Source organism: Micromonospora echinaurantiaca (assembly GCF_900090235.1).
GTDB classification, from domain to species: domain Bacteria; phylum Actinomycetota; class Actinomycetes; order Mycobacteriales; family Micromonosporaceae; genus Micromonospora; species Micromonospora echinaurantiaca.
Map to the genome: position 1 here is coordinate 6203675 of NZ_LT607750.1, position 19680 is coordinate 6223354.

Here is a 19680-nt window from a genome sequence, read left to right on the forward strand (position 1 = left end):
CATGATTGCCGACCGGGGCGGCGGTGCGGACGCCGGCGGATGTTCGGATTCGGTAAGGACACGCCGGGGCGGGCCGCCCCGGCCGGTGGTCAGCGGACCGTGGCGGGCCGGAGGGTGGCCGGCCGGGCGGTGGGCGGAGCCTCGCCGATGGTCGCCACGATCCGCTCCCGGGCGCTGCGCAGCCGGGTCCGGAAGGCGTGGTTGAGCAGGGCGTCGAGCTGCCACACCTGCTTCGGGTGCTGGGTCCGGATGACGAACCGCTCGCGGATCCCGTCGATCGCGGTGGCGGCCAGCTCGACCGAGTGCAACCGGGGGTCGGGGCTCCAGGTGACGTTGCTCAGCTCGCGCAGTTCGGTGTTGAGGTGCAGGCGCAGCCGGTGCAGCACCCGGGTCTGCTGGGTGACGACCAGCCGGCGGTGGGTCAGCAGCAGCAGGTACTCGCCGGCCATCGGGCGGTCCGGGCGGTTGCACCGGCTGACCAGGATGGTCGCGTCGCCGGAGCCGACGCAGCGACGGAAGATGGGCATGTGCCGGGTGACGGTCTGCGCCGCCAGCCCGGCCTCGGCGGCGGCCGGGAGGAACGTTCGGGAGAACACGTCCATGCCCTGCCCAACGACGGCCACCCGGGAGTGACGCGGCTCACACGACAGTTTTGGAAGTTCCACGACGCCGAGTCGCACCGCCTGTGCGACGGCGGGCGGGCGCGGCGGTCACCGGGCCGGCGTCAGCCGGCGGAGCGTCCCGGACAGGCTGCCGTACCTGCGCAGCTGCGGCTGTGCCGTACGGACCGCGTACGCCGGCTGTTCGAGCTCCAGGTAGTTGCTGTCGATGTTGATCCGGACCCCGCCCCAGGTCTCATGGTGGTCGCCCCGGTACTGCTTCATCCGGCGCCTCGGCCAGTAGGACGCCGGGATGGCCTCGTCCGACACCGTCTGGACGCCGTCCCAGCGGGCGAAGTCGATCAGGTCGGGGCGGGCGTAGCCGGGCCGCGCGTAGGCGGCCACCTGGTCGGCGAGCCCGGCGGACTCGACCGAGGTGTACAGGCCGGCCAGGAAACCGTGCTCGTGCAGCCGGCCGGTCCAGGCACTCACGAAGGTGTCGACCGCGCCGGTGCACGCGACGTTGCCGGCCGGGTAGCGCTCCAGATCCAGGATGATCGTGCTCCGCGCGGCGAGCCCCAGGTTCCGCGCGCTGGTCGCCGCGTCGTCGGCCGCCTCGCGGCCCTGGACCGCGGCCCGAGCCGGGTCGATCCGACGCTGGTAGCTGGAGCAGGGTGCCTGGAGTCCGACGTAGAGCGGGAAGAACCGCCAGCCGGCGGCCTGCTGGGTGCTGACCCATGCCTTCGTCAGGTTGGCCTGCGCGCAGCCCCGGTTGACCCCGCCGATGTAGATGCCCACCGCCCGGTACGGCGACTGGAGCCACGCCTTCATCGCCGTGTTCGACGGTGCCGCGCAGGTGTCGAAGCCCAGGCCGGTGAAGGTGCCCGGGTGCGGACCGGTGTAGCCGGCGGCGGCCGCCGGAGCCGGCCGGTCGACCACGGCGGCACTGGCGAGGAGCGTGGCGACCGCGGCCACGGCGAGGAGCCGTCGGGCGGTACGGCGCAGGGACGGCCGGATGGCGGTGGGCGTCAAGGGTCTCCCGATCTGACGACGCGGCGGGAAGGCGGCGCGACCGGGCGGATCGGTACGGAACCCTCGCACGCCGCGGTCGGATCATGCCCGCCCGACCGCCGACTGTCCAGTTCGTACTCGCAGGTGGCCGGCGGGCCCGGCGGCCGGGTGGCCGGGCAGCGACCAGGGGCGGATCCGGGGCTCGACCGGGCCGGTCACCCGGCGGCCGTGCCGGCCGAGCTGGTCGGTCACCCCGTCGTGGGCGGTGGCCTGCCGGTGCGGATCGGCCCAGTCGGCGTACGGCGTCGAGGTGGCGGTCACGCCCGGCGATCCAGGCCGTGGCCGGGCGACCGGGCGAGGCCAGTTACGGCTCGACGGCCGACCCGGCCGGTGGGCGCCCCGGGCCGGCCACCGGAGCGGGCGACCGGCCGGGGCGGTGGAGTCAGAGCAGCTCGACGATGGTGGCGTTGGCCATGCCGCCGCCCTCGCACATCGTCTGCAGGCCGTAGCGGATGCCGTTGTCGCGCATGTGGGCGAGCATCGTGGTCATGATCCGGGCGCCGGACGCGCCCAGCGGGTGACCCAACGCGATCGCGCCGCCGCGCGGGTTCAGCCGCTCCGGGTCCGCCTCGGTCTCCGCCAGCCAGGCCAGCGGCACCGGGGCGAACGCCTCGTTCACCTCGTACACCCCGATCTCCTCGATGCCCAGCCCGGCGCGGCGCAGCGCCTTCGCGGTGGCCGGGATCGGCGCGGTGAGCATGGTGACCGGGTCGTCGGCGGCGACCACGGCGGTGTGGATCCGGGCCAGCGGGCGCAGGCCGTGCCGGCTGGCCCACTCGGAGGTGGTGACGGCGAGCGCCGCCGCGCCGTCGGAGATCTGCGAGGCGGAGCCGGCGGTGACCACACCGTCGGGCCGGAACGGGGTGGCCAGCTCGCCGAGCTTGGCCAGCGAGGTGTCCCGCCGGATGCCCTCGTCGGCGGCGAACTTGCCGCCGTCGGCCAGCGCCACCGGGGCGAGTTCGGCGTCGAACGCGCCGGCGTCCTGCGCGGCGGCCGCCTTCTCGTGGCTGGCCAGCGCGTACTCGTCGAGCTGGGTGCGGGAGAAGCGCCAGCGCTGGGCGATCAGCTCGGCCCCGACGCCCTGGTTGAACGGCAGCGGGGACTCGTCGGCGAAGCCCTCCACGCCCCGGTAGCGGTCGCGCACCTGGTCGCTGAAGGGCATCCCGCCGGCCACGCTGGAGCCCATCGGCACCCGGGTCATCGACTCCACGCCACCGGCGACCACCAGGTCGGCCTGGCCGGAGAGCACGGTGGCGGCGGCGAAGTGCAACGCCTGCTGGCTGGAGCCGCACTGCCGGTCGAGCGTGGTGCCGGGCACCGACTCGGGCCAGCCGGCGGCCAGCACGCCGTTGCGGGCGATGTTCCACGACTGCTCGCCGACCTGCGACACACAGCCCCAGACCACGTCGTCGACCTGCCCCGGGTCGATGCCGGTGCGCTCGGCCAGGGCGCGCAGCACGTGCGCCGACAGGTCCACCGGGTGCACCGTGGCCAGGCTGCCCTTGCGTCGCCCCACCGGGGTGCGTACGGCGCCGACGATAACCGCGTCACTCATGTCTACTCCCCGGTAACTTGGCTCGCTCCCGATCCTACGTCCTCGGCGGGGTGGTCGTCCGCCCCCGGGTGCGCTGGCATGCTGGGCGCATGCCAGCAGAGTCGTCCGGGCAGTGGCGGGTGCCCGCCGCACTGCCGGTGCTGAAGGCCACCGGCGCCCTCGCGCTGGTGGCGCTCGGGCTGCTTCTCGCCGAGGGAGATCCGGTTCAACTGGTGCTCGCCGGGTCGGCCGCGGCCGGACTGCTCGGCTGGGCGCTGCGCGACGTGGTCGCCCCGGTCCGGCTGGCCGTCGACCCGGAGGGCCTCACGGTGATCGAGGGCTGGGCCGGGCGGCGCCGGCTGCCCTGGGCCACGGTGGAGTCGATCACCGTGGAGCGGCGGGGCCGGCTGGGCCTGGCCAACGAGGTGCTGGAGATCGACGCGGGCGAGTCGCTGCACCTGTTTGGGCGCTCCGACCTGGGCGCCGAGCCGGCCGAGGTGGCCGAGGCGCTGCACGCCGCCCGCCCGGCGGACTGAGCGGCCCGCGACCGCCCGCCGGGTGGTCGGAGCGGCGCGGCGGGCTGAGCGGCCGGTCAGCCGACCAGGGCGGCGGTGCGGACCAGCGCCAGGCCGAGCAGCGCCAGCACCAGGACCGCGCCGCCGGCGAACTGCACCAGCGAGCGCCGCGACCGCGGGGCGTACGCCAGCACCAGCGCCATCGCCGCGCCGACCACCAGACCGCCCAGGTGCCCGGGGATGGAGATGCCCGGCACCGTCAGCGTGAAGACCAGGTTGATCACCAGGATCGGGATGACCTGGGAGATGTCCCGGCCCATCTTGCGTTCGATCACGATGAGCGCGGCGAAGAGCCCGAAGATGGCCGTGGAGGCGCCGGCGGTGGTCACGTTCGGCTCGCTGAACAGGTAGGCCGCGACGTTCCCGCCGAACCCGGCGATCAGGTAGAGCGACAGGAAGCGCAGCGGCCCGAGGTTGGCCTCCAGCGACCGGCCGAGCACCCAGAGCGCCCACATGTTCAGCAGCAGGTGGACCACGCCGAAGTGCAGGAACATGGCGGTGAGCAGGCGGTACCACTGGCCCTCGGCGATGCCGCCGACGGTGCCGTCGGGGAAGATCGCGCCGCCCAGCACCGAGCCCCAGTCGGTGAGCGGGGTGCTGCCGCCGAGCAGCCCGCCGAAACCGGAACCGCCGACGGCGGCGTCCCCGCCCCGGTCGGAGGCGATGGAGAGCAGCATCAGCAGCACGTTCAGCGCGATCAGCGCCCGGGTGACGTAGCCGTGCCGGCCGGCGGCACCGCCACCGAAGGCGGTACGCGCCGGCCGCACGCTACGGCGCCCCTCGTTGACGCACTCCGGGCACTGGTGCCCGACCGACGCCTCCCGCATGCAGTCCGGGCAGATCGGCCGGTCGCAGCGGGTGCAGCGGACGTAGGTCTGCCGGCCCGGGTGCCGGTAGCAGACCGGGGTGGTCGGTGGCGACTCGCTCACCGCGCCGACCCCCCGTCCGGGCCCGTACGGCCGCGCCGGGCCCGCCCTCCGGAGCGCTCAGTCATGCGAGCAAAGGTACCTCGCCGACGCTCAGCCCTCGCCGCCCTCGATCTCGACCCGCTCGATGACCACGTCCTGCAGCGGCCGGTCGCTCGGGCCGGTCGGGGTGTTGGCGATCGTGTCGACCACCTTCGCCGAGGCCTCGTCGGCGACCTGACCGAAGATGGTGTGCCGGTTGTTCAGGTGCGGCGTCGGCGAGACGGTGATGAAGAACTGCGAGCCGTTGGTGCCCGGCCCGGCGTTCGCCATCGCCAGCAGGTACGGCCGGTCGAAGCGCAGCTCCGGGTGGAACTCGTCGGCGAACTTGTAGCCCGGCCCGCCGCGGCCGGTGCCGGTCGGGTCGCCCATCTGGATCATGAAGCCGGCGATCACCCGGTGCGAGATGGTGCCGTCGTAGTACGGACCGCTGCCCGGCTGGCCGGTACGCGGGTCGGTGTATTCGCGCTTGCCCTGCGCCAGCTCGACGAAGTTGCGGACGGTCTTCGGCGCGTGGTTGGGGAAGAGCTCCAGCCGGATCGGGCCGGCGTTGGTGTGCAAGGTGGCGTAGACAGCCTCGGCCACGGGTACTCCTCACTTGTCGGTCAGTTCCATGCGGATCCTCCCATGTGCCCGATCTGGCCATGCGGAGGCATCCGAAGGTGGAGGATGACGGAGGAACAACTCCCAGGAGGTGGGACCGTGTTTGGAATCGGGCGGCGTAAGTCCCAAGGGCAGCTCGCCAGGGCCGAGCTGAACCAGAGCATCAGCCATCTGGTGCAGGCGGCCAACCTCGCCGCGAAGGGTGCCGGCGGGCGTGTCGGACCCCGGGTCCAGGCAGCCCGGGGCTACGTCGCGCCGACGGCTGCCAAGGTGCGCGACCGCGCCGCGGCCGGCTGGGGGACCACCCTCACCACTCTGGCACCGCTGGCGGCGGCAGCCCGCGACGGTGCCGGGCAGGCAGGCTCGATGACCAGGAAGGCCAAGGCGAAGAACATGCGGATCAGTGGGAAGAAGAAGCAGCCCCGCCGTCGCGGGTCCATGATGACCGGTCTGCTCGCCGCCGGCGCGGTGGCCGGCCTGGCCGGCGCGATGGCCCTGCGCCGGCGCCGGGAGCAGCAGGAGTGGGCCGAGTACGACCCGACCCGCACGCTGGAGCCGATGCGCGACGAGGTCGACACCATCGAGGTGAAGACCGGCGGCGGCAGCGGGGTGACCGACGCGTCCACCATGTCCAGCGGCTCGGGCATGACCGGCGGCCCGGCCGGGGCCGGCAGCTCGGCGATGGCCGGCGACGACAGCGCCTCCACGACCGCAGCGGGCAAGCAGCCGACCATCCAGGCGACCGACAAGGTCCCGTCGGTGGCCGAGGGTGCCCGGGACGTCTCCGGTCGGCCGGCCGACGACCTGAGCAAGGCGATGAGCAAGAACACCGCCCGGACCAACGGGCGCCGCTGACCCACGGGTCAGGGCGCCGCGGACCGGAGGGACCGCGGGAAGCGCCGGCGAGACGGGGATGGCCCCGGGACGCCGGCGCTTCCGCGTCCGGGTGCGGGTGCGGGTGCGGGTGCGGCGGCGAGGCTGGTCAGAGCCAGCCGTTGCGGCGGAACCAGCGGTAGAGGGCGAGCGAGATGGCGAGCATCAGCGCGAGCACGACCGGATAGCCGTACGTCATCCGCAGCTCGGGCATGACGTCGAAGTTCATCCCGTAGATGCCGGCGATGGCGGTCCAGACCGCGGCGATGGCCGCCCACGCGGCGATCTTGCGCATGTCGTTGTTCTGGTCGACCGTCACCTGGGCCAGCCGCGCCTGGAGGATCGAGTTGAGCAGGTCGTCGTAGGAGTTGACCTGCTCCACGGTCCGGCTGAGGTGGTCCTGCACGTCCCGGAAGTAGCGGCGCACCTCCTTGGGCACGTCCCGGTTCATCTGCGAGGTGAGCGTCATCAGCGGTCGCTGCAGCGGCGTCACCGCCCGCTTGAACTCCACCAGTTCCCGCTTCATCTGGTAGATCCGCTGGATCCGGCCGCTGGCCTGCCGGTCGAAGACCTCCGCCTCCAGCGTGTCGAGGTCGTCCTCCAGCCGGTCGGCCACCTCCAGGTAGAGGTCCACCACCCGGTCGGTGATCGCGTACGCCACCGCCCAGGGGCCCTGGAGCAGCAGTTCCTGCTTGGTCTCCAGGTCGGCCCGCACGGGTGAGAGCCGGCAGGCGTCCCCGTGCCGGACGCTGATCAGGAAGTTCGGGCCGATGAAGAGCATCACCTGGCCGGTCTCGACCACCTCGGAGGTCTCGGTCAGCTCGGCGTGCTCGCAGTAGCGGGCGGTGCGCAGCACCAGGAAGCTCACCTCGTTGAAGAGCTCCAGCTTGGGCCGCTGCTGGGCCTTGACCGCGTCCTCGACCGCCAGCTCGTGCAGGCCGTAGGTGGCGGCGATGGCGGTCATCTCGTCCAGCGACGGCTCGTGCAGCCCGAGCCAGACGAAGCCGTGTTCCGCTCCGCGGGCGGCCTGGAGCGCCTCGGCGTAGTCCCAGTCGCCCGGCTGCCGCCGGCCGTCGACGTAGAGCGCGCAGTCGACCACGGCGCTGCGGCCGGGGGCGCTGGGCGGGGCGGCGTCGCGGGCACCGTCGGCGCCCCGGCGGCGGGCCATCGCCCGTACCGGTGCCACCCAGGCCCGGGGCTTGAGCACCCGGCCGGCGCTCGGCGGCGCCACCCGCTCGACCCGGTCCGTCATCGTGCCCCCCTTCCCACGCTCCGCTGCGGCTTGCAGGTTACGCCGCCGCGCCGGTCACCGCCCGTGACGATCAGGTGGGGGTGGCGCCGGGCGGGCCGGGCCGCATCGGGGGGTGAGGGACGACACGGCCCACCCGGCACCCTTGGGGGCAGGGATTGTGCTGGTCACGCCACTCACCGTGACGGCGGCTCGGGTGGCCCGCGTACGCGCCGGTCGGCGCGGGAGCCTCGCGCGAGACGGATCTCCGCTACGGGTGGTGAATGACGCTCGCAGCATTGTGGGCCGCCGGCCGCCCCGGTGGGAGTACCGGGACGGCCGGTATCGCTTTACTGTCGGAAACCCGACAGAAATCAGCTCCGGACGGCCGCGACCGCCTCGGCCAGCCGCCGGACACCCTCGTCGATCCGGTCGGCGGTGACCGCCGAGAACGCCAGCCGGAGGGCGTGCTGCCCGCCCTCGACGACGAAGTCGCTGCCCTTGACCACGGCCACCCCGCGCTCGGCGGCGGCCGGGGCGAGCCGGTCGACCAGCACGTCCTCGGGCAACTCGATCCAGAGGAAGTAGCCGCCGTCCGGCTCGACGAAGCGTGCCTCCGGGATGTGCCGGCGCAGCGACTCGGCGAGCACCCGGGCCCGCTCGCCGAGCGCGGCGCGGACGGTCTCGATCGAGCGGTCGATGTCGCCGGAGACGCAGAACTGGTGCACGATCGCCTCGGAGACCATGCCGGGCGAGATGTAGAGGCTGGTCGCGTTCTTGGCGATGTCGGCGATCAAATCCGCCGGCCCGACCAGGTAGCCGACCCGCACCCCGGGGCAGACGGTCTTGGTGAAGCTGGAGGCGTGTACCACGACACCGCGGGTGTCCAGCGACAGCATCGACGGCAGCGGCTCGCCCCGGAACCGGATGTCGGCGTACGGGTCGTCCTCGAAGATGGTGAACCCGTACTCGGCGGCGAGGTCGAGCAGCTCGCGCCGCTTCTCCAGGGAGAGCGTCACGCCGGCCGGGTTCTGGTAGTTCGGGATGACGTGGGCCAGTCGCGGGCGCACCCCCGACTCCAGCAGCTTGCGCAGCTCGGCGGTGTCCAGGCCGTCCGGCTGGATGGTGACACCGTGCAGCTCACTGCCCATCCGCTTGAGGTTGAGCAGGGTCCGGTCGTACGTCGGCCGTTCGACCACCACCGCGTCACCGGGGCGCACCAGGTGGTCGAAGAGGAACGCGTCGGCCTGCAACGAGCCGTTGGTCACCAGCACCTGCTCGGGCCGCACCCCGTGCTTCGCGGCGATCCACTCGCGCAGCGGGAGGTAGCCGACGGAGGTGCCGTACGCCGTCACCCCGGCGGGGTCGGCGTCGAACGCGCGGACGGCGGCGGCCTTGAGCCCCTCGACATCGACGATGTCCAACGAGGGAGCGCCACGGGCGAAGGAGATCAGCTGCTCGGCGGTCATGGCTGTTCAGCGTACGGGCGGCGGCGGGGTGCGCGCGGACGGCACGGCGATGTCCGCATCCTGAGCCACCGGGTCGGGTGACCTGCGTCAACCGGTGGCCGGCAAGTCGGACCGGAAGGCCGAGCGGGTCGTGCTGCGCGTACCGGGACCGGGCCTTCACCCGCCCGGCGGGGCGCCCGCCGGGCGGAGTCGCGGCTCAGCCGGTGCCGACCATCCGGCTGCCGGCCCAGACCCGCATGATGTCCCGGACCGAGATGACCCCGGCCACCTCGCGGCCGTCGAGCACCACCAGGTGCCGGAACCCGCCCCGGGCCATCGCGGCGGCCGCCTCCTCCACCGTCCAGTCCGGCCCGGCGTAGACGACGTCCCAGGTCAGGTGCTCACCGGTCCGCTCGACGTCGCAGTCCAGCCCGGCACCGATCGCCTTCAGCACGTCACGTTCCGTCATGATTCCGACCCCTTCGGAGTCCGGGTCGATCACGACCGCCGACCCGACACCGCGGGCCGTCATCATCCGGGCCGCCTGCCGGAGCGTGTGCTCCGGGCCGACCACGAGAACCTGGCTGGACATCGCTTCCCGAACCTGCATCACGCATCACCCCTATGGGACGGTGGCACCCGGTACGGACATCGTGGACCCCGGATGTTTCCGGGACAAGACCGGGCATCGCCGCCAGGCCCGACCGCTCGCTACTGTCGTGGCGTGTCCACCGAGCCCCTGCGCTGCGCCGGCGCCCTGATCGTCGACGACGACGGCCGCCTCTTCTTTCAGCGGCGGTCCGCCGACCGGCGCCTCTTTCCCAACTGTTGGGACATCGTCGGGGGTCACCTGGAGCCCGGCGAGGACGTCGACGACGCGTTGCGCCGCGAGGTGACCGAGGAGACCGGCTGGACCGTCTCGCACGTGCTCGGCCCGGTCGGCGAGTACCGCTACGTCGGCGACGACGGCCTGCCCCGGGTGGAGAGCGACTGGCTGGTCCGGGTCGACGGCGACCTGGCCCGGCCCCGGCTGGAGGCGGGCAAGCACACCGAGTTCCGCTGGCTGCGCGCCGACGAGCTGGCCGTGCTCGACGAGCACCGCGACGTCAACGACGGGTTGATCCGGCGGATCGCCGAGGAGGCCTTCGCCGCCCTGCGCTCGATCGGTCTGTGAGCGACGCCGTCGAGCTGCCGCCGCACCGGTTCGCCGGGCTGGTGGCCCCGGCGGTCGACCGGGTCTTCGTCGCCGCCATGCTGGCCGGCCGCGACGGCGGCGGCGCCGAACTCAGCCAGCGTTACGGCGGGCCCGCCGCGACCGGGTTCCTGGTGGAGTTCCGCACCCGGCTCGCGGTGCCCGGCGGCAGCGTGGACGGCGCGGGGTTCGCCGCGGTCACCCGGTACCGCGACCCGGCCGCCTGCCAGCGGGCGCTGGACAAGCAGGTCGCGTACGGGATGATCCACCGCCGGCCGGACGGCGGGCTCTCCGCCACCGATCGCGGGGCGGCCTTCCTGACCGAGCTGTGGCAGGTGCACGGCGAGGTCACCGAGGAGCTCTGGGCCGGGCACGAGGAGCGGGTGGCCCGGCTGGTGGAGGCGCTCGGCCGGCTGCTGACGTACGCGCTGGTCCACGCCGAGGAGGAGGGGGACGGCACCGGCGAGGCGTTCGCCGCGATGGCGCCGCCGTACGAGCCGGACGGCACCCCGCCCGGGGTGCTGCTGCTCAACCGGCTCGGCACGCTGCGCTACCACCGGGCCGACGCGCACGCCGCCGCGTGGACCGCCGCCGGGCACACCGCGTCGAGCGTGGCCGCCCTGCCGGCCGGGCCGGAGCGGCTCGCCATCGAGCTGGAGACCGACCGCCGCGCCGCCCCGCCCTACCTGGTGCTGACCGCCGAGGAGCGGCTGACCATGCTCGCCGACCTGGCGGCGCTGCCCGGCTGAGCGGCGGCAGACCCCGAGGCCGGCGCCGGTGCGCCGGTTGGCCACGGTCGGCCGGTCACGCGGCGCTATCCTCCACCGGTGACCGGGAGTCGTACGAGGGAGGACGCCTCAATGATCGGGATGGTGCTCGCGGCCGGGGCGGGGCGCCGGCTGCGCCCGTACACCGACACCCTGCCCAAGGCGCTGGTGCCGGTGGACGGTGACACCACCATCCTGGACATCGCGCTGCGCAACCTCGCCGAGGTGGGGCTCACCGAGATCGTGATCGTGGTCGGCTACGCGGCGGACGCGGTCCGCGAGCGGCAGGCCGACCTGGAGAAGCGGTACGGCGTCACGCTCACCCTGGTGCACAACGACAAGGCCGAGGAGTGGAACAACGCCTACTCGCTCTGGCTGGCCCGGGAGCACTTCTCCCGGGGTGTGCTGCTGGTCAACGGCGACACCGTGCACCCGGTGAGCGTGGAGAAGACGCTGCTGGCCGAGCGCGGGCCGGGCATCCTGCTGGCGATCGACACGATCAAGGCGCTGGCCGAGGAGGAGATGAAGACCACCTTCGACGCGGCCGGCCAGCTCACCCGGATCACCAAGATCATGGATCCGGGTGAGGCGTACGGCGAGTACATCGGCGCGACGCTGATCGAGCCGCAGGTGGCCGACGCCCTGGCCGACGCGCTGGAGGCCACCTGGCGGCGGGACCCGAACCTCTACTACGAGGACGGCTACCAGGAGTTCGCCGACCGGGGCGGCGAGGTGCGGGCCGCGCCGATCGGGGACGTCTCCTGGGTCGAGGTGGACAACCACGCCGACCTGGCCCGGGCGCGGGAGATCGCGTGCCGCTACTAGCCCGTACGGTCAACACCCCGCTGGCGATCGAGGTCCGGCGGGGTGCGGTGGCCGACCTGGGCCCACTCCTGGCCGACCGGCGGATCTCCGCCGGTGGCGACGTCGCCGTGGTGGTCGGCCCCGGCCAGGGCGAGAAGATCGTCGAGCTGTGCCGGCCGTCGCTCGGCGCGGCCGACGTGTTCACGGTCGCGGGCGGCACCATCGACGCCGCCAACGAACTCGGCGACCGGCTGCGCCGCCGCCAGTACGACGCGGTGGTCGGCATCGGCGGCGGCAAGACCATCGACACCGCCAAGTACGCGGCCACCCGGTACGGCATCCCGATGGTGACCGTGGCGACCAGCCTGGCCAACGACGGCATCGCCTCCCCCACCGCCTCGCTCGACCACGAGGGCGGTAAGGGCTCATACGGGGTGCACATCCCGATCGCGGTCATGGTCGACCTCGACTTCGTGGAGACCGGCCCGGACCGGCAGACCCAGGCCGGCATCGGCGACGCGGTGAGCAACCTGAACGCCTGCGCCGACTGGGAACTCGCCCACGAGGTGCGCGGCGAGCCGATCGACGGGCTCGCCGTGACGCTGGCCCGCACCGGCGCCGAGGCGCTGCTCAACCACCCGGGCAAGATCACCGACGACGGCTTCCTCACCACGCTGGCCGAGGCGCTGATCCTGGGCGGCATCGCCAGCTCGGTGTGCGGGTCGACCCGCCCCGCCAGCGGCGGCGACCACGAGATCTCGCACGCGATCGACCGGCTCTATCCGGGCACCGGCTCGCACGGTGAGCAGGTGGGGCTCGGTGCCCTCTTCTGCACCTTCCTGCGCGGAGATCTGGACCGGTTCGGCCGGCTCGCCCGTTGCCTGCACCGGCACGGCCTGGCCACCACGCCGACCGAGCTGGGCCTGACCGACGAGCAGTTCGCCGAGGCGGTGCAGTTCGCGCCGGCCACCCGGCCGGACCGCTACACCATCCTCGAACACCTCGCGATGACGCCTACCGAGACGCGGGAACGGCTGGCAGACTACGCCGGTGCAATCCGCGACCAGCTTGGCTGAGCCCCGCCCCACCGTCGCCGACTTCCACCGGGTGAACCGGGGTGGCGGCCTGTTCAGCGAATCGATCAGCCAGTGGTTGGGCGCGGTGTTCGCGCTCGTCGCCCAGCGGCTCGGGCTGCGCCCCACCGCGCTGACCATCACCAACCTGGTGCTCGGCCTGGCCACCTCGGTCACCGTGGTGGCGCTCGCCGGGCCGGTCGCCGCCGGGGACGTACCGGCCTGGGTGGTCGGGCTGCTCGCGCTGGTCGGCTGGCAGGTCGCGTACGCCCTGGACTGCGCCGACGGGCAGCTCGCCCGGGTGACCGGGCAGGGCAGCGCGGCCGGCGCCCGGGTCGACGTGCTCTGCGACGTGGCGGCGCAGATCGCCCTGGTGGCCGCGCTGGCGGCGACCGCGGTGGCGCAGCGGCCGTCGACCCCGACCTGGCTGGTGGCGGTCTTCGCCGGCACCTGGATGGTCAACCTGGTCACCTCGGTGATGCAGGCCGGCCCGAACGCGGCGAGCATGGTCACCTCGACCTCGCTGCCGGTACGCCTGGTGAAGCTGGTCCGCGACTACGGCGCGGTGATCTTCGTGGCCGCGCTGGTGCTGCTGCTCGCCCCCGCCCTGGCGTTCTGGGTGATCGTCGCCTTCACCGTGGTCAACGGCGGCTTCCTGCTGGCCAGCATCGCCTTCTCCGCCCGCGCCTCCCTCCGCTGACCACCTGACCCCTGCACCCTCCCGACGACGTCCGGCAGCGGCACTTTCTCGGAAGGAGGGGCTGAGAAGCGCCGGATAGCCACTCGTTCACCGAATGTGCGCGCCCGGCTCGTGGGGTGGGTGGGTGGGTGGGGTCAGGCGGGGTTCGGGGCGCGCGTGACGCTGGCGTAGATGTCGATGAGCTGCTTGGTGACCACGTCGGGGTGGAAGGTGCGCTCGTAGCGGGCGCGGGCGGCGGCCGACAGCGTCCCGGCGCCTGCCCGCGCCAGCGGCAGCGCGGCGGCCAGGGCGGCCGGCTCCGGCGGCACCACCCAGCCCGCCTCGCCCGCCTGCACGCCGGACGGCAGGGTGGCCATCCCGTCGCCGGGGACGGCGGAGGCGACCGCCGCCGGCCCGGTGCCGGCCGGTTCCCGGGGGGTGTCCGCGCCGACCAGGTAGGGGATGCCGCCGAGGGCGGTGCCGAGCACCGGCCGGCCGGCCGCGAGCGCCTCGATGATCACCGTGGGCAGCACGTCGTGCCAGGTCGAGGTGGCCAGCACCACCGCGCTGGACTCCAGCGCGGCGCGCACCCCGGCGCGGTCCAGCGGGCCGAGGAAGGTGACGTCGGCCCGCTCGGCGGCGGCCGCCTCGACCAGCGGGCGCAGCTCGCCGTCGCCGGCCACGCGCAGCGGGCCGAGCGCGCCGTCCGGGTGCCGCCGCCACGCGTCCAGCAGCAGGTCCAGCCCCTTCTCGGGGGAGAGCCGGCCGAGGAAGAGGAACCCCTCGCCGAGCGGGGCGGGCCGGCCCGGGTCGGGGATGCCGTTCGGCTTCACCACGATCCGTTCCGCCGGGATGCCGTAGTCGCGCAGGTGGTCGGCGACCGCCGAGGTGAGCGCCACGAACCGGTCGACCGAACGCCAGGTGCCCCGGTGCACCGCCAGCGTGGTGGCCATCAGGGCGCTCTGCGCCCGCGACCCCCGGTAGCAGCGGTGCACGATCGCGGGCACGCCCAGCGCCCGCCCCCGGCAGTCCTGGCAGATGATCCCGTCCCGGAAGTACAGGCCGGAGGAGCAGACCTGCCGGTAGTTGTGCACCGTCTGCACCACCGGCACGCCGTGCCGGTGCGCCGTGCGCACCACCCAGGGCGAGAGCAGCGGGTACGGGTTGTGCAGGTGCAGCACGTCCGGCCGGTGCTCGGTGAGCAGCCGGCTGAGCTCCTGCTGGGCGCGGGGCGCGTAGATCGGGGAGATCGGCAGCAGCGCCTTGGCCGTCTTCGGCATCGTCGGGATCTCGTCCGAGCTGCGCAGGAACGGCAGCACCTCGACGCCCGCCGCGGTGAGCTGGGCGATCTCGGCGTCGACGATGGTGTTCTCGCCGGACGGCTGGGCTTCCCGGTACCGGTTGTGCGCCACCACGATTCTCACGGGAAAGAAGGCTACCGTTGTCTGATGCCCGAACTCCCGGAGGTTGAGGCGCTCGCGGGCTACCTGCGCGAGCGCGCGGTGGGGCGGCGTGTCGACCGGCTGGAGGTCGCCGCGATCAGCGCCCTGAAGACGTACGACCCGGCGCCGACCGCGGCGGCCGGGCGCGCGGTGCTGGACGCCCGCCGGCACGGCAAGTTCCTCGACGTGGTGCTCGACGGCGACCTGCACCTGGTGGTCCACCTGGCCCGGGCGGGCTGGCTGCACTACCGGGAGGCCTTCCCCTCCGCGGCGCCGCTGCGCCCCGGCAAGGGACCGATCGCACTGCGGGTACGCCTCGACGACGGCTCCGGCTTCGACCTCACCGAGGCGGGCACCCAGAAGAAGCTCGCCGTCTACCTGGTCACCGACCCGGCGACGGTGCCCGGGGTGGCCAAACTCGGCCCGGACGCGCTCGCCGCCGACCTGGCCACCTTCTCCGCCCGGATGCGCAGCCGGCGGGGCCAGGTCAAGGGGGTGCTGACCGACCAGGCGGTGCTGGCCGGGGTCGGCAACGCCTACTCCGACGAGATCCTGCACGCGGCGAAGCTCTCCCCGTTCGCGATCACCGACCGGCTCACCGACGATCAGGTCGCGGCGCTGCACGAGGCCACCCGGCAGGTGCTCGGCGACGCCGTACGCCGGTCGTTGGGCCAGAAGGCGGCGGAGCTGAAGGGCGAGAAGCGCTCCGGGCTGAAGGTGCACGCCCGCACCGGGCAGCCCTGCCCGGTCTGCGGGGACACCGTCCGGGAGGTGTCCTTCGCCGACTCCAGCCTCCAGTACTGCCCGACCTGCCAGACCGGCGGCAAGCCGCTGGCTGACCGACGGTTGTCGCGGCTTGTACGGTGAGTAACACCACGTCTTGGTTACGGAGAGGAATCGGACTTCCATCGCCGAACCTCCGGTCCGAGGCTCTTCCAGGGTGGCCATCCATCGGTATAGTGGCTCGGTCCCCGGCTTCCAAAGGGCACGGAGCCGGCCAGATCCCAGCCGCACCAGCCAGGCGCAATGTCCTCCGGGCCGGCGTCCGGGTGGGTGCCGCGTGGGAGACTGGGACGGTGGGCGACCCGGGCCCTCACGGCGAGTGAGCGGCACGTGTCATGCGGGAGGACATGGGTGAGGTGACGACAAGCCTCCAGCGCCCGGTAACCAACGAAGGCCGGAGCAAACTCGTGCGGCACGTCGACAGCTTCGAGATCCAGCCGCCGGCGCCGCCGTCCCACAACGGCGTACCACGTTCGGCGTGGGCCCGCGCCCGTCGCCGGGTGTCGCGCTGGCACCGTCCCTACATCGCCCTGCTGCTGCTGCTCGACTTCGCGGCGGCGGCGGTGGCCAGCCTGATCGCCATCCAGGCCTTCGACCAGTCCCGGGCCGGCTTCTACAACGCGGAGCAGGACCCGACCTGGTTCCACACCGTGGCCTTCCTGCTGCTGCCACTCGGCTGGGTGGTGATCCTCTGGGGCAACCGCGCCTACGACCGGCGCTACCTGGGCCTCGGGCCGGACGAGTTCAAGCGGGTGATCCGGGCCGGCGTGGCGGTCGCCGCCACGGTCTCCTTCCTCGCCTTCGCCACCAAGACCGACCTGTCCCGGTACACCGTCGGCACCGCCCTGCTCGCGGCGTTGATGTTGATCCTGCTGAACCGGATCCTCTGCCGCTTCGTGCTGCACGTGGTCCGGCGCAACATCGGCCAGGCCGGGCACCGGATGGTGCTGGTTGGCACCCTGCCGGAATGCCTCGAGGTCTACACCGCGGTCACCCGCAACCCGGCGGCCGGGCTGATGCCGGTCGCCATCCACGTCACCGACGGCTACGCGGCCGCCCGGGGCATGCAGACCCCGGTCCCGGTGTACGCGGGCCGCGACGTGCTCGCCCTGGTCCGCGAGGTCGGTGGCGACACCATCGCGGTCTGCGGCTCGGCCAGCGCCGAGCCGGGTGAGCTGCGCCGGCTGGCCTGGCAGTTGGAGGGCTCCGGCGTCGACCTGGTCGTCGCGCCGCAGCTGACCGACATCGCCGGTCCCCGGGTGCACATCCGCCCGATCGAGGGCCTGCCGCTGCTGCACGTCGAGGAGCCGACCCTGTCCGGGCCGGCGCTGCTGGCCAAGAACCTGATGGACCGGGTCGCCGCCGGGCTCGGGCTGCTGCTGCTGATCCCGGTCTTCGCGGCCATCGCGATCGCCATCCGGATCTCCGACCCCGGCCCGGTCTTCTTCCGCCAGCCGCGGGTGGGCCACGAGGGGCGCACCTTCCGGGTGTGGAAGTTCCGGACCATGTACGTCGACGCCGAGGAACGGCTGGCCAGCCTGGTCGACCAGAACGAGACCGACGGCATGCTGTTCAAGATGAAGCAGGACCCGCGGGTCTTCCCGGTGGGGCGCTTCCTGCGGGCCACCTCGCTCGACGAGCTGCCGCAGCTGATCAACGTGCTCTGGGGCGAGATGTCGCTGGTCGGGCCGCGTCCGCTGCCCGCCGACGACGGCGACTTCCTGGGCGACGTACGCCGCCGGCTGCTGGTCCGCCCCGGCATGACCGGGCTCTGGCAGGTCTCCGGCCGCTCCGACCTCTCCTGGGACGAGGCGGTCCGGCTCGACCTCTACTACGTCGACAACTGGTCGCTGGCGTACGACCTGAGCATCCTGTGGCGCACGGTCGGCGTGGTGCTCGCCCGCAAGGGCGCGTACTGACCTCTTGGCGTCGGGGTCCGGAGCCGACAGGATCTGGGCGTGGGTGGCAACCTCTCCGCCGTCTTCGGCGTCGTCTCGCTGGTCACCGCGCTGGCCGCGGCCCTGTTCGCGGTGGTCCGGCTGCGCGGCCGGCGGGGCATCGCCACCGCCACCCAGCGGGCCACCTACGAGGTGCTGCACACCGCCGGGCTGGCCGCCGAGCCGCTGCGGGCCGGGCTGAGCGCGGCGAACGCGGCGAAGGCCGTACGCCACCTGCGCGCCCTGGTGGGCGCGGTCGGGCTGGCGCTGACCGACCGGGCGGAGCTGCTCGCCCTGGACGGTCGGGGCGGGCACCACGGCGATCAACTGCTCGCGGCGGCCCGGCGGGCGGTGGCGGCCGGGCGCTCGACCGTGCTCGGCGGCGCGGAGCTGCACTGCGACCGGGTCGACTGTCCGGTCCGCGGCGCGGTGGTGGCGCCGCTGGCCGGCCCGGACGGTCGGGTGGTCGGTGCGCTGCTCGCGATCGCCGACGGCGCGCCCGCGCCCGGGCTGGTGCAGGCCACCCTGGAGACCGCGCACTGGGCCGGCAACCAGCTCGCGCTCGCCGAGCTGGACTCGTCCCGGGAGCGGCTGGTCCGGGCCGAGATCCGGGCGCTGCGGGCCCAGATCAGCCCGCACTTCATCTACAACGCGCTGACCGCGATCGGTTCGTTCGTCCGCACCGACCCGGAGCGGGCCCGGGAGCTGATCCTGGAGTTCGCCGAGTTCACCCGCTACTCGTTCCGGGCGCACGGCGAGTTCACCACGCTGGCCGAGGAGCTGCGCTCGATCGACCGCTACCTGACCATCGAGCGGGCCCGGTTCGGCGACCGGCTCCAGGTTCGTCTGCAGATCGCCCCGGAGGTGCTGCCGGTGACGCTGCCGTTCCTCTGCCTGCAACCGCTGGTGGAGAATGCCGTCCGGCACGGGTTGTCCCGCAAGCCCGGCACGGGCATGGTGAGCATCGAGGCCCGGGACGCGGGCGCCGAGTGCCACATCACGGTGGAGGACGACGGGGTGGGAATGGATCCGGCCACGCTGACCGCCGGCATCGCCGAGCTGGCGGCCGGCGATCCGGGCGACGACCCGGGCCAGCACGTCGGCCTCTCCAACGTCGACGAGCGGCTCCGGTCGGTCTTCGGGGACGGCTTCGGCCTGGTCGTCGAGACCGGGCTGGGCTCGGGTACGAAGGTGAGCATGCGGGTGCCGAAGTTCCATCCGGGCGTACGGGCGGGCTCGTGAGCGCGAGGAGTGAGCTGGGTTTGCGAGCCCCGCAGTCGCGAACCGAGTCGGTGCCGTGAGCGAGCGGGGCGGCGCGGTGAGCGCCTCCGGGTTCCTCCGGGTGCTGGCGGTCGACGACGAGCCGCCGGCGCTCGACGAGCTGGCGTACCACCTGCGGTCGGATCCCCGGGTGGCCCGGCTGCACACCGCCGGCGACGCCACCGAGGCGCTCCGGGTGCTCCGCGACGGCGACGTGGACGTGGTCTTCCTGGACATCCGGATGCCCGGGCTGGACGGCATGGAGCTGGCCCGGGTGCTGCGCCGGTTCGCCCGGCCGCCGGCGATCGTCTTCGTCACCGCGTACGACGACGGCGCGGTGGACGCGTTCGACCTGGGCGCCACCGACTACGTCCGCAAGCCGGTCCGGGCCGAACGGCTGGCCGAATCGCTGCGCCGGGTGATCGGCTCCCGGGTGGTGCCGTCGCACCCGGCCGCGCTGGCCCGGGCCGAGGAGGACCCGACCATCCCGATCGAGCTGGCCGGCACCACCCGGATGCTGCCCCGCTCGGCGGTGCGCTGGGTGGAGGCGCAGGGCGACTACGCCCGGCTGCACACCGCCGACGGCTCGCACCTGGTCCGGGTGTCGCTGGCCACCCTGGCCGAGCGCTGGGCGGACGCCGGTTTCGTCCGGATCCACCGGTCGTACCTGGTGCAGCTGAAGCTGATCGCCGAGCTGCGGCTGGTCAACTCCGGGTACGTCGTGGTGATCGACTCGACGGAGCTGCCGGTGAGCCGCCGGCACACCCGGGAATTGAAGGACAAGCTGGTACGGGCGGCGAAGCAGGACTGGAACCGCTGACCCCGGCCCCAGTCCCGCCCGTCCGCG

At 73.5% G+C, this 19680-nt stretch carries 21 protein-coding genes; 11 read left to right on the forward strand and 10 right to left on the reverse strand.

Annotated elements, in window-relative coordinates; all coding sequences use genetic code 11:
* Positions 1-89: 89 nt before the first annotated feature.
* From GA0070609_RS28070 to GA0070609_RS28085, 4 genes are all read right to left on the reverse strand, one after another.
* Complete coding sequence (locus tag GA0070609_RS28070) at positions 90-602, reverse strand: hypothetical protein (RefSeq protein WP_088996570.1); 513 nt, start codon at positions 600-602, stop codon at positions 90-92.
* Positions 603-710: 108 nt separating this feature from the next.
* Positions 711-1631 (reverse strand): DUF1906 domain-containing protein, encoded by a 921-nt coding sequence (locus GA0070609_RS28075; protein WP_088996571.1) that lies wholly within the window; start codon positions 1629-1631, stop codon positions 711-713.
* An 81-nt stretch (positions 1632-1712) separates the two neighbouring features.
* Positions 1713-1931, reverse strand: a complete 219-nt coding sequence (locus tag GA0070609_RS28080; protein WP_088996572.1) for a hypothetical protein — start codon at positions 1929-1931, stop codon at positions 1713-1715.
* Between the two features lie 121 nt (positions 1932-2052).
* Positions 2053-3225 carry a thiolase family protein gene (locus GA0070609_RS28085; protein ID WP_088996573.1) on the reverse strand — a complete coding sequence of 391 codons (1173 nt, stop codon included), beginning with the start codon at positions 3223-3225 and terminating at the stop codon, positions 2053-2055.
* An 89-nt stretch (positions 3226-3314) separates the two neighbouring features.
* On the opposite strand from GA0070609_RS28085, the gene GA0070609_RS28090 reads away from it, so the two are divergent.
* Entirely contained in the window at positions 3315-3740 is a 426-nt protein-coding gene (locus tag GA0070609_RS28090) for a PH domain-containing protein (protein ID WP_088996574.1), read from the forward strand.
* A gap of 56 nt (positions 3741-3796) precedes the next feature.
* Here GA0070609_RS28090 and GA0070609_RS28095 read toward each other — a convergent pair whose 3' ends face one another.
* Both GA0070609_RS28095 and GA0070609_RS28100 read right to left on the reverse strand, forming a co-directional pair.
* A complete protein-coding gene (locus GA0070609_RS28095; protein ID WP_088996575.1) occupies positions 3797-4708 on the reverse strand; it encodes a rhomboid family intramembrane serine protease in 912 nt (303 codons plus the stop codon).
* Between the two features lie 90 nt (positions 4709-4798).
* On the reverse strand, positions 4799-5329 hold the full coding sequence (locus GA0070609_RS28100) for a peptidylprolyl isomerase (RefSeq protein WP_088996576.1): 531 nt from the start codon (positions 5327-5329) through the stop codon (positions 4799-4801).
* 84 nt (positions 5330-5413) lie between these two features.
* Here GA0070609_RS28100 and GA0070609_RS28105 point away from each other — a divergent pair, with 84 nt between their 5' ends.
* A complete protein-coding gene (locus GA0070609_RS28105; RefSeq protein ID WP_088996577.1) occupies positions 5414-6202 on the forward strand; it encodes a hypothetical protein in 789 nt (262 codons plus the stop codon).
* 127 nt (positions 6203-6329) lie between these two features.
* Here the strand turns inward: GA0070609_RS28105 and corA are convergent, their stop codons facing one another.
* The 3 genes from corA to GA0070609_RS28120 all read right to left on the reverse strand — a co-directional run bounded on the left by corA (position 6330) and on the right by GA0070609_RS28120 (position 9506).
* A complete protein-coding gene (corA, locus tag GA0070609_RS28110) occupies positions 6330-7472 on the reverse strand; it encodes a magnesium/cobalt transporter CorA (protein ID WP_088996578.1) in 1143 nt (380 codons plus the stop codon).
* A 350-nt stretch (positions 7473-7822) separates the two neighbouring features.
* Positions 7823-8917: an aminotransferase-like domain-containing protein gene (locus GA0070609_RS28115; RefSeq protein ID WP_088996579.1), complete on the reverse strand. Its 1095-nt coding sequence runs from the start codon at positions 8915-8917 to the stop codon at positions 7823-7825.
* 196 nt (positions 8918-9113) lie between these two features.
* On the reverse strand, positions 9114-9506 hold the full coding sequence (locus GA0070609_RS28120; RefSeq protein ID WP_088996580.1) for a CBS domain-containing protein: 393 nt from the start codon (positions 9504-9506) through the stop codon (positions 9114-9116).
* A 114-nt stretch (positions 9507-9620) separates the two neighbouring features.
* On the opposite strand from GA0070609_RS28120, the gene GA0070609_RS28125 reads away from it, so the two are divergent.
* From GA0070609_RS28125 to GA0070609_RS28145, 5 genes are all read left to right on the forward strand, one after another.
* The gene (locus tag GA0070609_RS28125; RefSeq protein ID WP_109898723.1) at positions 9621-10070 is read left to right on the forward strand and encodes an NUDIX domain-containing protein; all 450 of its coding nucleotides are present in this window, start codon (positions 9621-9623) and stop codon (positions 10068-10070) included.
* Positions 10067-10837: a hypothetical protein gene (locus GA0070609_RS28130; RefSeq protein ID WP_088996582.1), complete on the forward strand. Its 771-nt coding sequence runs from the start codon at positions 10067-10069 to the stop codon at positions 10835-10837. Before GA0070609_RS28125 ends, GA0070609_RS28130 begins: the two co-directional genes overlap by 4 nt.
* A gap of 111 nt (positions 10838-10948) precedes the next feature.
* Complete coding sequence (locus tag GA0070609_RS28135) at positions 10949-11680, forward strand: phosphocholine cytidylyltransferase family protein (protein WP_088996583.1); 732 nt, start codon at positions 10949-10951, stop codon at positions 11678-11680.
* Entirely contained in the window at positions 11668-12735 is a 1068-nt protein-coding gene (locus GA0070609_RS28140; RefSeq protein WP_088996584.1) for an iron-containing alcohol dehydrogenase family protein, read from the forward strand. The genes GA0070609_RS28135 and GA0070609_RS28140 overlap by 13 nt, the downstream gene beginning before the upstream one ends.
* Positions 12710-13432: a CDP-alcohol phosphatidyltransferase family protein gene (locus GA0070609_RS28145; protein ID WP_088996585.1), complete on the forward strand. Its 723-nt coding sequence runs from the start codon at positions 12710-12712 to the stop codon at positions 13430-13432. Before GA0070609_RS28140 ends, GA0070609_RS28145 begins: the two co-directional genes overlap by 26 nt.
* A gap of 134 nt (positions 13433-13566) precedes the next feature.
* Here GA0070609_RS28145 and GA0070609_RS28150 read toward each other — a convergent pair whose 3' ends face one another.
* Complete coding sequence (locus tag GA0070609_RS28150; RefSeq protein WP_088996586.1) at positions 13567-14835, reverse strand: glycosyltransferase family 4 protein; 1269 nt, start codon at positions 14833-14835, stop codon at positions 13567-13569.
* A 24-nt stretch (positions 14836-14859) separates the two neighbouring features.
* On the opposite strand from GA0070609_RS28150, the gene GA0070609_RS28155 reads away from it, so the two are divergent.
* From GA0070609_RS28155 to GA0070609_RS28170, 4 genes are all read left to right on the forward strand, one after another.
* Complete coding sequence (locus tag GA0070609_RS28155) at positions 14860-15720, forward strand: Fpg/Nei family DNA glycosylase (RefSeq protein WP_088996587.1); 861 nt, start codon at positions 14860-14862, stop codon at positions 15718-15720.
* 263 nt (positions 15721-15983) lie between these two features.
* Entirely contained in the window at positions 15984-17555 is a 1572-nt protein-coding gene (locus GA0070609_RS28160; protein ID WP_088996588.1) for a sugar transferase, read from the forward strand.
* 39 nt (positions 17556-17594) lie between these two features.
* Complete coding sequence (locus GA0070609_RS28165) at positions 17595-18815, forward strand: sensor histidine kinase (protein WP_088996589.1); 1221 nt, start codon at positions 17595-17597, stop codon at positions 18813-18815.
* A 76-nt stretch (positions 18816-18891) separates the two neighbouring features.
* The gene (locus GA0070609_RS28170; protein ID WP_088998013.1) at positions 18892-19653 is read left to right on the forward strand and encodes a LytR/AlgR family response regulator transcription factor; all 762 of its coding nucleotides are present in this window, start codon (positions 18892-18894) and stop codon (positions 19651-19653) included.
* Positions 19654-19680: the final 27 nt, after the last annotated feature.